Consider the following 12,662-nt stretch of genomic DNA (forward strand, 5'->3'; position numbering starts at 1 on the left):
GCGGGATAGTTGTGTTTATTCGAAGAATGGCAAGTCAGACTCTACCACGACTCGGCCTTGACGTGAGTCGGCGTGGCGTACACCCAAGGGCGAAGGCGGTCGGGCGCCACGCCGAGGCGTGACAGGTGGGCTTGGCCCGCACCTATGCGGGGTCTCTCTGCGTATTGTGGATACTGCTGGCGCCTCATGTGGCTTGTTTGTCGCTTTTTGTATATAAAATGGCGTGTTGCGCGGAGTAGTCCTCCGGTCGGCAGGCAAGATGTAGGCCTCTGTCGCTTCACAGGAGATTCGCATGACCGATTCGCAAGAACCTGCCTCCGGGACGCCACGCCAGTCCCTCGACGCTTCGCATCGCTACTATGCGCTGGTGGAACAGCAGGGGCTGTTCCGCGGCACCCATCGCGGCATGACCCTATGGGCCGCCGGCATCATTCTCGCCTTCGTGCTCTTCTCGGCGCTGGATACCGAGCTTGCCGGCAGCGTCTTCGGTACCGCCCGGGCCTGGATCGAGAGCACCTTCAGCTGGTACTACATCATCACCCTGGTGTTTCTCATCGCCGTCTGCTTCGGCCTGCTGCTCAGCCCCTTCGGGCGCATCCGCCTGGGCGACGATGACAGCCGCCCGGACTTCTCGACCTTTGCCTGGATCGCCATGCTGTTCTCGGCGGGGATTGGCATCGGTATCCTCTTCTTCGGCGTCGCCGAGCCGCTCTTCTACCTCGATGACAGCGGGGCCTTCGGCTATCCCAACAGCCCCTATGCCGACCTGGCCGGTGCCACCGAGATCGGCCATGAGCGCGCGGTTACCGCCCTGTCGGTAACCTATTTCCACTGGGGGCTGCACGGCTGGGCCGTCTACGTGCTGGTGGGGCTGTCGCTGGCCTACTTCGCCTACCGCAAGAAGCTGCCGCTGGCGCTGCGCTCCTCGCTCTACCCCTTCATCGGCAAGCGTATCTACGGTCCCATCGGCCACCTGGTGGACCTGCTGGCGGTATTCGGCGCGGTGTTCGGTGTCGCCACCTCGCTGGGCCTGGGGGTGAGCCAGATCGCCACCGGCCTGGAGCGGCTGTTTGGCATCGACCCGGGCAACCCCACCCAGCTGGCGCTGATCGCCGGGATTAGCGTCCTGTCGATCCTGTCGGCGGTCTCCGGCGTGGGGCGCGGCATCAAGATCCTCTCCCAGTGGAATATCGTGATGTCGCTGGTGCTGCTGGGCTTCTTCCTGTTCGGCGGTCCCACCGCCTGGCTGCTGGGCATGTTCGGCGAGTCGCTGGGCCACTATCTGGGCAACTTCGTGCAGATGGGGCTATGGTTTCCCCAGGAGGAGGGGGCGGCCCAGTGGCAGGGCGACTGGACCATCTTCTACTGGGGCTGGTGGCTGGCGTGGGCGCCGTTCGTCGGGCTGTTCATCGCTCGTATCTCCCGGGGCCGGACCCTGCGCGAGTTCATGTTCTGCGTGATGCTGATCCCCACCCTGATCATCATCGGCTGGCTCAGCGTGTTCGGCGGCGTGGCCATGCACCAGGAGCTGACCGCCGAGGGTGGCGTCGGCAGCGCCGGGCTGATCGAGCTGGTGCGCAACTGGAACCTGCCGGCGGCGCTCTTCGGCACCATCGATGGCATCAGCGCCACGCCCTGGCTCTCCTGGGCCGTGTCGGCCCTGGCGACCCTGCTGCTGGCCAGCTGGTTCATCACGTCCTCCGACTCCGGCACCCTGGTGATCACCACCATCCTGTCGCTGGGCAATGACGACCCGGCCAAGCCGATGCGGGTCTTCTGGGGCGCGGTGATCGGCGCGGTGGCCGCGGTGCTGCTGGTCGCCGGCGGCCTGGGGGCGCTTCAGACGGCCTCGATCGCCGCGGCGCTGCCGCTCAGCGTGGTGATCATCCTGATGACGCTGGGAATCCTCAAGTCGCTGATCCAGAACCCTGCCGCGGTGCGTATTCCCTCCGGGGCGGCCGCCCGCGGCAAGGGCTGACGAGGAGGCATCGATGCGCCTGGAGTACCGGGGGCCACTGCCCGAGCTGGTCGGCTTTCTGCTGCTGCCGCGTTTTTCGATGATGGCGTTCTTCGCGGCGGTGGAGCCGCTGCGCATCGCCAACCGCATCAGCGGGCGTCCGCTGTTCGACTGGACCCTGATCAGCGAAGACGGCGAGCCGGTCACCGCCTCCAACGGCATGACCCTGATCGTCGACCAGGCCATCGGCGAGGTGCACCAGCTGCCGTCCCTGGCGGTGTGCAGCGGCTTCACCCCCGAGGCGCATCTGAGCCGGCCGCTGATGGCCTGGCTGCATCGCCTGGACCAGGCCGGCTGCGCCCTGGGCGGGCTCGACACCGGCGGCTTCCTGCTCGCCGCGGCGGGCCTGCTGGAGGGGGAGCGGGTCACCCTGCACTGGGAGAGCCTGCCCGCCTTCCAGGAGCGCTTCCCCGGCATCGAGACCTCCGACGAGCTGTTCGAGCTGGGCGAGCGGCGCTTCTCCTGCGCCGGCGGGGCGGCAGCCATGGACATGGCCCTGGAGGTGATCTCACGGCGTCACGGCGCGCGGTTGGCCATCGACGTCTCCGAGCAGCTGATCCACGAGCGCATCCGCACCCGCGGCGACCAGCAGCGCATGACGCTGGCGCGGCGACTGGGCACCCACAACCGGCGCCTGGTGGAAGCGGTGGCGCTGATGGAGCAGCACCTGGAAGTCCCGCTGTCGCTGGCCGAGGTGGCCAGCCGCAGCGGCGTCTCCCCGCGCCAGCTGCAGCGCCTCTTCGAGCAGCACCTCGGCAGCTCCCCGCGCCAGTGGTATCTGCAGCAGCGCCTGGCGCGGGCCTGGCGCCTGCTCACCGAGACCGACATGGATGTGCTCTCGGTGGGGCTGGCCTGTGGCTTCTCGTCCAGCTCCAGCTTCGCCCGCGCCTTTCGCGCCCACTACGGCCAGTCGCCCCGCCAGGCGCGGCGGCTCGATGGTTGAATAGCCGGGCAACGCGCTACCGCTTGACCAGCCGTTCCAGCTCCTCCTGATAGCTCTCCAGCACCAGGTTGGGGGGCGCCCCCTTGCGGGTGATGGCGCTGTAGTGAGTGCAATAGCGCCAGCGCTCGGGACTCAGGGCGCGCATTCGTCCCTCCCGGATCCAGCGCTCGGCGAAGTGAGTGGGCAGGTAGCCCAGATAGCGGCCGGAGAGGATAAGAAAGGCGATGCCTTCCCTGTCGCTCGCCGAGGCGGCGGCGTGCAGCGATTCGTGAAGCGCCTTGATCTCCGGGGTCTGGGCATAGGCGGGCACGACGGCAGCGTGGCTGGCCAGCGCCGCCTCGTCGACCTCTGCGGCTGCGAACAGCGGGTGCTCGTCCGAGCAGTAGAGCCGCGACTCCTCTTCATAGAGCGAAAGATAGTTGAGCCCTGGCAGAACCCTGAGGTCTGGGACGACGCCGGTGTGAAGCCGGCCGTCGAGTACCGCCAGCTCGATGTCGCTGGGTGGGATCATGCGAATATTGATGCGTACCTCGGGGCCGCGCTCCTTCAGGGCACTCAGGGCGTGGGTGATATGCATCTCGGGCATGGTCACCAGGTTGTCGGTGATGCCGATGTTGAGTTCGCCCTTGAGCTGGGCGTGCAGACCGTTGACCCGGGTTCTAAAGCCCTCCACCGCAGCCAGCAGCCGCAGGGTCGACTCATAGACCTCGGCGCCCTCGTCGGTCAGGGAAAAGCCGCTGCGGCCGCGCTGGCAGAGGCGCAGGCCCAGGCGCGTCTCCAGGTCGTTCATGGCCATGCTGATGGCGGCTCTGCTGATGCCCAGCTCCACTTGGGCGGCGGAGAAACCGCCGCACTCCACCACCTTGCGATAGATTCGCAGCAGGCGCAGATCGGCGTCACCGACCTGCCCCATCGTGGCAAGCTTGCTCATGCCTCTCTCCCGGTCAGAAAGTTAACCGTAAGCTTACATGAGATTAAGTTTTTGGGAATTTAACTGACCCATTGCGCCACCTAGTCTGTGGCTATCGACACCGCGAAGTGACCCATCGCGGCATATCCACAACGACAAGGTTCCGCGAGGCAATGCCATGACCGCTCAGGAATTTCCCTATGCCGCCGGCTTAAGCGCCGAACAGCTGGACGCCTACTGGATGCCCTATACCGGCAACCGCCAGTTCAAGCGCGACCCGCGCATCATCGTGGGCGCTCAGGGCAGCTACCTGATGGATTCGCAGGGGCGCCGGGTCTTCGATGGCCTTTCGGGCCTGTGGACCTGTGGGGCCGGACACTCCCGCCCGGAGATCGCCGACGCCGTGAGTCGCCAGCTGCGCGAGCTGGACTACGCGCCGGCCTTCCAGTTCGGCCACCCCAAGGCCTTCGAACTGGCGCATCGCCTGCGCGAGCTGACCCCGGCGGGGCTGGACCACGCCTTCTTCACCGGCTCCGGCTCCGAGAGCGCGGATACCTCCCTGAAGATCGCCCGCGCCTACTGGCGCAAGAAGGGCAAGCCCACCAAGACCAAGCTGATCGGTCGCGCCAAGGGCTATCACGGGGTCAACTTCGGTGGTTTCAGCCTGGGCGGCATCGGCGCCAACCGTGCGCTGTTCGGCCAAGGGGTCGATGCCGACCATCTGCCCCACACCCTGATGCCCGAGAATGCCTTCACCCGCGGCATGCCCGAGCGCGGCGCCGAGAAGGCCGAGGAGCTGCTCGAGCTGATCGCCCTGCACGACGCCTCCAACATTGCTGCCGTGATCGTCGAGCCCCTGGCCGGCTCCGCGGGGGTGATTCCGCCGCCCAAGGGGTATCTGAAGCGACTGCGTGAGATCTGCGATCAGCATGAGATCCTGCTGATCTTCGACGAGGTGATTACCGCTTTCGGGCGCATGGGCGCCATGACCGGCGCCGAGGCGTTCGGCGTGGTCCCCGACATGATGAACTTCGCCAAGCAGCTGACCAACGGCGCGGTGCCTATGGGTGGGGTGATGGTGAAGGGTGAAATCTACGACACCTTCATGGAGCAGGGTGGGCCCGACTACATGCTTGAGCTGCCCCATGGTTATACCTATTCCGGCCATCCGGTGGCCTGCGCCGCGGCCCTGGCCACGCTGGATGTGCTCGAACAGGAGAGCCTCATCGAGCGGGTACGCGAGATGAGCCCGCTCTTCGAGGAGGCGCTGCACGGCCTCAAGGGCACGCGCTATATCAGCGATATCCGCAACTATGGCCTGGCTGGCGCCCTGCAGATCGAACCCTACCCCGGCGAGCCGGCCCGACGCCCCTACGAGATCGCCATGAAGTGCTGGGAGAAGGGCTTCTATGTGCGCTACGGCGGCGACACCCTCCAGCTCGGTCTGCCTTTCATCGTCGAGCGCGATGAGATCGACCGGGTCGTCAACGCCATCGGCGAGGCCATCGGCGAGCTGGACTGAACACTGCAACCCCTGAAATCGAGCCATCGAGAGGAATCCAATGACAACACTCGGCCATCTGATCAACGGCGCGCGCGTCGACCGTGAAGGGCGCACCCAGGATCTCTACAACCCCTCCACCGGCGAGGTGAAGGGCCAGGTAAGCCTGGCTGCCAAGGCCACCGTGGAAGAAGCCATCGCCGCTGCCCAGGCCGCCTTCCCCGCATGGCGCGACACCCCGCCGGCCAAACGGGCGAGGGTCATGTTCCGCTTCAAACAGCTGCTCGAGGAGCACGCCGATGAGATCGTTCGTCTGGTCGGTGAAGAGCATGGCAAGATCGTCCACGACGCCCAGGGCGAGCTGGCCCGCGGTATCGAGAACGTGGAGTACGCCTGCGGCGCCCCCGAGCTGCTAAAGGGCGAGCACAGCAAGAACACCGGGCCGGGCATCGATTCCTGGAGCGAGTTCCAGCCGCTGGGCGTGGTCGCCGGCATCACGCCCTTCAATTTCCCTGCCATGGTGCCGCTGTGGATGTATCCCATGGCCATCGCCTGTGGCAACACCTTCGTGCTCAAGCCTTCTGAGCGTGACCCCACCTCGGCGCTGTTCGTGGCCGAGTTGGCGCTGGAGGCGGGCCTGCCCGCCGGGGTGCTCAACGTGGTCAACGGCGACAAGGAGGCCGTGGACACCCTGCTCGATGACTCCCGGGTGCAGGCCGTCAGCTTCGTCGGCTCCACGCCGATTGCGGAATACATCTACTCCCGAGCCAGCGCCAACGGCAAGCGCTGTCAGGCCCTGGGCGGCGCCAAGAACCATGCCATCGTCATGCCCGATGCCGACATGGACAACGTGGTCAACTCCTTGACCGGGGCAGCCTTCGGCTCCTCGGGCGAGCGCTGCATGGCGCTTTCGGTAGCGGTGGCCGTGGGTGACGAGGCCGCCGACACCCTGATCGCCAAGATGCAGGAGCAGATGAAGTCCCTCAAGGTAGGTCCCTTCTCTGACAAGAGTAACGACTTCGGCCCGGTGATCACAAAGGCCCATCAGGAGAAGGTGTGCGGCTATATCGACAGCGCCGAGCAGCAGGGCGCGACCATCGTGGTCGACGGCCGGGGCGTGCAGGTGCCGGGGCATGACAACGGCTTCTATGTGGGCGGGACATTGATCGACCGCGTCACTCCCGAGATGACCTGCTACCAGGAAGAGATCTTCGGGCCGGTGCTGCTGGTGATGCGGGTGGACACCATGCAAGAGGCCATGCGGCTGATCGACGAGCACGAGTATGGCAACGGTACCTGCATCTACACCCGCGATGGCGAAGCGGCGCGCTACTTCAGCGATCGCATCCAGGTGGGCATGGTGGGGGTCAACGTACCGCTACCGGTGCCGGTCTCCTACCACAGCTTCGGTGGCTGGAAGCGTTCCCTGTTCGGCGACCTTTCCGCCTATGGTCCGGATGCGGTGCGCTTTTATACCAAGCGCAAGACCATCACCCAGCGCTGGCCCTCTGCCGGAGTGCGCGAGGGAGCGCAGTTCTCTTTTCCCTCCTGAGTGCTTCAGTACATCCTTTACCCATCAGCGGGCGCCCAGCAGGGGCGCCCGCTGCGGTTGTGGGGTAGATACCAGGAACTACCCGTGTGGTGGTGATAGGGTGCCGGGAGTCGTTCCGACACCCTATCCGATCAGCTTGAGGGAAAGGGCATATCAGGCATGTAACCTTCCAGCAACTGGGCGGCATGGAGTACCTTCAGATCCTGATAGCGCGGCCCGACCAGATGGAGGCCTACTGGCAGGCCCTGGTCATCGAGGCCGCAGGGCAGAGAGGCGGCGGGTTGCTGGGTCAAGTTGAAGGGGTAGCTGAAGGGGGTCCAGTCCATCCATTCCTGGTAGTGTCCGCCGGGAGGTGCGTTGTGTCCCGCCTCGAATGGGGCGATGGGCATGGTCGGTGTCACTAGCAGATCGTAGCGTTCATGGAAGGCCTGCATCCGCGCGGTTAGCTGTTCCCTGGCGCGGCAGGCGGCCAGGTAATCGCTCAGTCTGATCGCTGCGCCTCGTCGGGCAATCTTCGCAAAACCCGGATCCAGTTGGGCCTGCTGGGCCTCGTCCAGGTGCTCCAGCACCTGGCTGGCGCCAGCAAACCATAGGGTGTTGAACGTCTCCAGCGGAGAGTCGAAGCCCGGATCCACCTCTTCGATAATGGCGCCCAGCGCCTTAAGCCTTTCCACTGCTGCTCTTACGCGGGTGGCGATGTCAGGCGCTACATCCACATAGCCCAAGTCTGGGCTGAAGGCAATGCGCCACCCCTCAAGCGAGCCGGGGGGTGGAGTCAGCCAGTTGGCGGCGCGGGGATTGCCTAGATGGCCGTCGCGGGCATCGGGCTTGGCCATGACGCTGAGCATCAAGGCACTGTCGGCAGCAGTGCGGGTCATTGGTCCCAGGTGGGAGAGTTGGCTCATGGCGCTTGCTGGCCACTGGGGCACCCAGCCGAAAGTGGGCTTGATGCCGAAGGTACCGGTAAAGCTGGAGGGAATACGGATCGAGCCGCCGGCGTCGCTGCCCTGATGAAGTAGCCCAAGGTTGAGTGCTGCGGCCGCCCCGGCACCCCCCGAAGAGCCGCCCGGCGTCAGGTGTTGATTCCAGGGGTTGCGGGTGACCCCGTGAAGTGGATTGTCCGTGACTCCTTTCCAGCCGAACTCCGGCGAAGTGGTCTTGCCTAGAATCACCGCTCCCGCCTCGCGAAGGTGGCGGCTGATCGGTGCATCGGTTTCCCAGGGGCCGTTCGGGCTGCTGGTGGCCGAACCGTAGCGGGTCGGCATGCCTGCGGTCAGCGTCAGGTCCTTGATGGTGGTGGGGATGCCGTCCAAGGGGCCAAGGGGCGTGCCGGCCTGCCAGCGCCCCTCCGAGGCGCGGGCGGCGGCTAGCGCCTGATCGGCATCTACGTGGGCGAAAGCGTTGATGGTAGGGTTGTGAAGCTCGATCCGTGCCAGGCAATCTCGGGTTAACTCCACCGGCGACAGGTCGCGGTGACGGAAAAGCTCGAGCGCCTTTACGGCGCTCAGCTCAGCGAGACGAGTGGGCAAGAACGTTGTGGTCATGGCTCACTCCTCGTCCACGCCGGCCTGCTCAAGCATGGCATGCAGCAGAACGTTGCAGCCGTCATGGAGATCGCCAGGGGCGGCGTTCTCGATTTCGTTGTGGCTGATGCCGTTCTCGCAGGGCACGAAGATCATGCCGGCACGGGTAACACGACCCATGAAGATAGCGTCATGGCCAGCGCCGCTGACGATATCCATATGCGAACACTTAAGTCTCTCGGCGGCGCGGCGAATGGCGCTCACACAGGGGTCGGCGAAGTACTCGGGGGCAAAGTCTGCGGAGGGTACCAGCTCGGCCGTGAGCCCATGCCGATGACTAGTATTGTCGACTACCTGGTGCAGCTCCCTGGACATCTTCTCCAGTGTGTCACTGTCGAAATGGCGCAGGTCGATTGTCATCCGGACCTGGCCCGGGATTACGTTACGTGATCCCGGATGCAGCTGCATCACCCCCACTGTGCCGCGGCCATGAGGCTGATAGGCGTTGGCAATGCGGTTGACCTCCTGGGTGATCTCGGCGGCACCCAGCATGGCGTCGCGGCGCAGCGCCATCGGAGTAGGGCCGGCATGAGCTTCCAGGCCGGTCAGGGTAAGATCGAACCACTTCTGGCCCAGGGCCCCCACCACAACGCCAACGGCATTGCCGGTATCTTCAAGGACTGGACCCTGCTCGATATGGCACTCGAAGAAAGCTTTAATATGGTTGGGGCTGACGCTGTCCGTGCCGCGATAGCCGATTTTTTCCAGCGCCTCGCCTGCGCTGATGCCTTTGTCATCGGTGCGCGCTAGCATTTCTTCCAGCGCCAGCTGACCGGTAAATGCACCGGAACCCATCATGCAGGGTGAAAAGCGACACCCCTCCTCATTGCTCCAGGCGACCACTTCGATAGGCGCGCGCGTTCGTATTTCATGCTGGTTCAGGGTGCGGATGACCTCCAGGCCGGCCAGCACGCCGTAGACACCATCGAATTTTCCGCCGGTGGGCTGACTGTCGAGGTGGCTGCCGGTCATCACTGCTTGGCTACCGGATTCCTGCCCCTCACGGCGGGCAAAGATATTGCCGATGGCATCAATGCGAATGGTGCAGCCCTCGGCGCGGCACCATTCGATGAACAGGTCACGTGACTGACGGTCGAGCTCGGTGAAGGCCTGGCGATTCACGCCTCCCTTCGGGGTGGCACCGATTTTGGCCATCTCCATCAGCGCCTGCCAGAGACGCTTACGGTCGGTACGCAAGTCGGTCGTGGAGTGGATAGCATCGGTCATAGTCATTAGGAAGCCTCGTTGTGATTATGTGCTTGATGATGGGAGACGCTATCAGCGTTCTGGGCTGACCAGGCGGAATAGGGGAGAGTCTTGGCCGTCGTGGAGCAGAGCTTCCCTAGAGATCAGCATTTGATCGGCCATTTCAGCCTCTAGCGCCGACATGTGCTGTTCGGCATCGCGCATATGCTCATCCATGAGCTGACGGACTCTCTCCCGGTCCTCGTTGCGGTAGGCCTCGACCAGCTCGCGGTGGTAGCGGTGATTGGCCTCGTCGAACTGCCTGCGCTCCGGTATATAGGCCTTCTTGACCACGACCAGGTCGCGCAGCATGTCGTTGAGAAAACGACACATGAAGGCCAGCAGTGGATTGGGACACGCCTTTGCCAGCAGGTTGTGGAACTCCAGCTCCAGAAAGCGCTGACGCCGTTGATCCTCTTCGTCTGGGTGATAGCACTCGCAGGCGTCGATATTGGCGGCCAGGCTCTCCAGCGCCTCAGTACTTAGTCTCCCCACCACGGAGACGGCCAGCTCCACCTCCAGCAGTCGGCGTAGCTGATAGACCTGGTGACCATCCAGTGAGCGGAAATGCAGGAAGTTGCGCAGCATGCGGCTGGCCGGCTCCATGCTAGGCGTATGCAGAATCGCGCCGCCACCTGGTCCCGTCTTCAGTGTTACTAGCCCCTCGACCTCAAGGATCTTCAGAGCCTCGCGCACCGTGCCCTTGGCACAGCCATAGAGCTCCATCAGAGTTTTTTCATTGGGAAGGCGGTCGCCCTCGGTCATTCCCTCGGTAGCGATCCAGCGCTTGATGTCGTCGCTGATGAGCTCTGCCAGCTTTTGGCGACGACGAGGTGTTGGGGTCTGGACCATGGATTATTCCTTGTGAAAGAGGGGCCTGCTGAGCAGGCCCCGGATGATGGATCAGCGTGTAGTGGCCGCTTCGCCGACAGGTCTCGAGGCGTCTTCCAGTCGCTCCGGATGATATTCAGCGTCGTACTCTTGACGGGCCAGGGCAAAGCGCTCGACCACTTCGTGATCCTTGCGCTTGAGCACCAGGCTCAAGCCAACTAGAAGCCCACCGTTAAGTAGCAGTCCCCAGATACCGGCATGCAGTCCCAGCGGGTTACTGACGGTGGGGCCGTAGGTGAGCAACAGCACGCAGGTCACACCGGCCAGCAAGCCCCAGAAGGCTGCTGTGGGGTGGGCACGCCGCCAGGTGATGGCACCGATGGTCGGCACGATCAGCTGGGCGGTTCCCGCCAGGGCCGCAATCCCGATGGTCACCAGTAGGCCTGGCACGGTCAGCGCCATGATATAGGCGGCCAGAGAGAAGCCGACCAGCGACAGACGGCCAATTGTCACGATGCGCACCTGGCTCGCCTTGCGGTTCACGTAGCGCTGGTAGATGTCCATGGTCACGACGGTGGAGACCGCATGGATCTGTGAGTTGGCTGTGGACATGGCGGCGGCGGCACCTGCAGCCATGATCAGCGAAGCGAGCAGGTAGGGTGCATAGTTCATCAGCATAACCGGCAGGATTTGGTCAGCGTTCTCCAGTCCAGGTTCAAGCAGAACGCCAGTATAGCCGGTGAGCACGGAGCCAAAGTAGGCGAAGGCTGCTAGCCCCAGCAGGAAGGGCATCATGTTGAACAGCCGGCTACTTTTCACCGAGTACATGCGGAGCCATATCTGGGGGCCCATGAAAGCGCCGATTGCCACGATCACGAACAGAGAGAACCACATGCTGTAGCCCATGTTGCCGTCTGGCCCTGGCATGGTCAGGTGGTCGGGTGAGCTTTGCTGAAGCTGAGCGAACAGTGCCGCTGGGCCACCCACTTGTTGCGAGATATAGTAGCCAGCAAACATCATCCCGAAGAAGAGCAAGGCGCCGTAGATCACATCGGTCCAGGCGATCGCCCGGATACCACCGATCCACACATAGACAATGATGATGAAGTAGAACAGAAGGGCTGCTAGCCAGAAGGGGATCACGCCGCCCGAGGCAACCTCGATCAGATAGGCGCCGCCAGTTAGCTGGATTTGCAGATAGGGCACCGTAAACACCAGTGTGATCACGACGACCAAAATGCGCAGCGCCTCGCTATTGTAGAAGTCTCCCATCAGGTCGGACGGGGTCAGGTAGTTGAAGCGCTTTCCCAGAAACCACACGCGTTTGCCGACCCAGTAGTACATGAAGCCGAACAGCAGGTTCCATGCGAGCGCGGTCAAGTAGACGGGCCCGCTGGTATAGAACGTTGCGTTGGAGCCCAGAAAGGCAAAAGCGCTCCACCAGGTGGCGGCCACTGTAAAGAACACAGCGATGCTACCCATCGCTCGGCCTTGCACGAAAAAGTCTTCGCTGGTGTCTTGCGACTTCCTGGCGGATACCACCCCCACAAGCAGGGGGATAATCATGAACGCTGCGATGATAAAGATGCTACCGGTCATGGTCTGCCCTCCTCAACGGCTGGGCTGGGTGGCGGGCACACGGCCGCTTCCCCAGTTGGTCAGGTAAGCCATTAGGAACAGGCCTGTGAGGAATGCCCACCAGCCGAGGTTCCAGACGAATAGGAACGGTACACCCATGACCATAGGGTCTACGGTGTTGGCGATCATGATTAACGGGCTTTCGAGCATTAAGAAGCCCAGCAGCATGCCGCCGTAGATAGCGATTTTGCATGGTGGAAAGGTCTTTCTCATGGAGCGTCCCCCTTGTTCTTAGATGGTGGGGCGGTCGTTTCTCTCATGGTCGAAACCGTGAGAGGGCTACTCGTGCTGGCGTTTCCAACAATTATTGTATTTATACGAATAAATAAACTTTTAGACGCTCCTTCCCCAGTCTGTCAAGATTTTTCTGCAGGTGCGGCAGGTGCGGCAGGTGCGGCAGGTGCGGCAGGTGCGGGGGGCGACGTCGTTGGCCTACTAGGAG

The 12,662-nt window shown here is 63.5% G+C and carries 10 protein-coding genes; 4 read left to right on the forward strand and 6 right to left on the reverse strand.

Going from position 1 to position 12,662, the window contains the following annotated elements; genetic code table 11:
- The first annotated feature begins 292 nt into the window (after positions 1-292).
- Together HOP52_RS03825 and HOP52_RS03830 are read left to right on the forward strand one after the other, a co-directional pair.
- Positions 293-1,978 (forward strand): BCCT family transporter, encoded by a 1,686-nt coding sequence (locus HOP52_RS03825; RefSeq protein WP_309674465.1) that lies wholly within the window; start codon positions 293-295, stop codon positions 1,976-1,978.
- 13 nt (positions 1,979-1,991) lie between these two features.
- Positions 1,992-2,960: a GlxA family transcriptional regulator gene (locus tag HOP52_RS03830; RefSeq protein WP_238975941.1), complete on the forward strand. Its 969-nt coding sequence runs from the start codon at positions 1,992-1,994 to the stop codon at positions 2,958-2,960.
- A gap of 16 nt (positions 2,961-2,976) precedes the next feature.
- Here HOP52_RS03830 and HOP52_RS03835 read toward each other — a convergent pair whose 3' ends face one another.
- Positions 2,977-3,891, reverse strand: a complete 915-nt coding sequence (locus HOP52_RS03835) for a LysR family transcriptional regulator (RefSeq protein WP_238975942.1) — start codon at positions 3,889-3,891, stop codon at positions 2,977-2,979.
- Between the two features lie 157 nt (positions 3,892-4,048).
- On the opposite strand from HOP52_RS03835, the gene aptA reads away from it, so the two are divergent.
- Positions 4,049-5,392, forward strand: a complete 1,344-nt coding sequence (gene aptA, locus HOP52_RS03840) for an omega-aminotransferase AptA (protein WP_238975943.1) — start codon at positions 4,049-4,051, stop codon at positions 5,390-5,392.
- Positions 5,393-5,432: 40 nt separating this feature from the next.
- A complete protein-coding gene (locus HOP52_RS03845; RefSeq protein WP_238975944.1) occupies positions 5,433-6,923 on the forward strand; it encodes a CoA-acylating methylmalonate-semialdehyde dehydrogenase in 1,491 nt (496 codons plus the stop codon).
- 131 nt (positions 6,924-7,054) lie between these two features.
- On the opposite strand, the gene HOP52_RS03850 is transcribed toward HOP52_RS03845, so the two are convergent.
- From HOP52_RS03850 to HOP52_RS03870, 5 genes are read right to left on the reverse strand one after another with little or no spacing between them, the layout of a single operon-like run.
- A complete protein-coding gene (locus HOP52_RS03850; RefSeq protein ID WP_238975945.1) occupies positions 7,055-8,467 on the reverse strand; it encodes an amidase in 1,413 nt (470 codons plus the stop codon).
- A 3-nt stretch (positions 8,468-8,470) separates the two neighbouring features.
- Entirely contained in the window at positions 8,471-9,739 is a 1,269-nt protein-coding gene (locus HOP52_RS03855; RefSeq protein WP_238975946.1) for a Zn-dependent hydrolase, read from the reverse strand.
- Positions 9,740-9,784: 45 nt separating this feature from the next.
- A complete protein-coding gene (locus HOP52_RS03860; protein ID WP_238975947.1) occupies positions 9,785-10,603 on the reverse strand; it encodes a FadR/GntR family transcriptional regulator in 819 nt (272 codons plus the stop codon).
- Positions 10,604-10,654: 51 nt separating this feature from the next.
- Positions 10,655-12,181: a sodium:solute symporter family protein gene (locus HOP52_RS03865; protein WP_238975948.1), complete on the reverse strand. Its 1,527-nt coding sequence runs from the start codon at positions 12,179-12,181 to the stop codon at positions 10,655-10,657.
- A gap of 12 nt (positions 12,182-12,193) precedes the next feature.
- Complete coding sequence (locus HOP52_RS03870; protein ID WP_238975949.1) at positions 12,194-12,433, reverse strand: hypothetical protein; 240 nt, start codon at positions 12,431-12,433, stop codon at positions 12,194-12,196.
- Positions 12,434-12,662: the final 229 nt, after the last annotated feature.

Origin of the sequence: Billgrantia campisalis, from assembly GCF_022341425.1 — a bacterium.
In the GTDB taxonomy this organism is placed as follows: Bacteria; Pseudomonadota; Gammaproteobacteria; order Pseudomonadales; family Halomonadaceae; genus Halomonas; species Halomonas campisalis.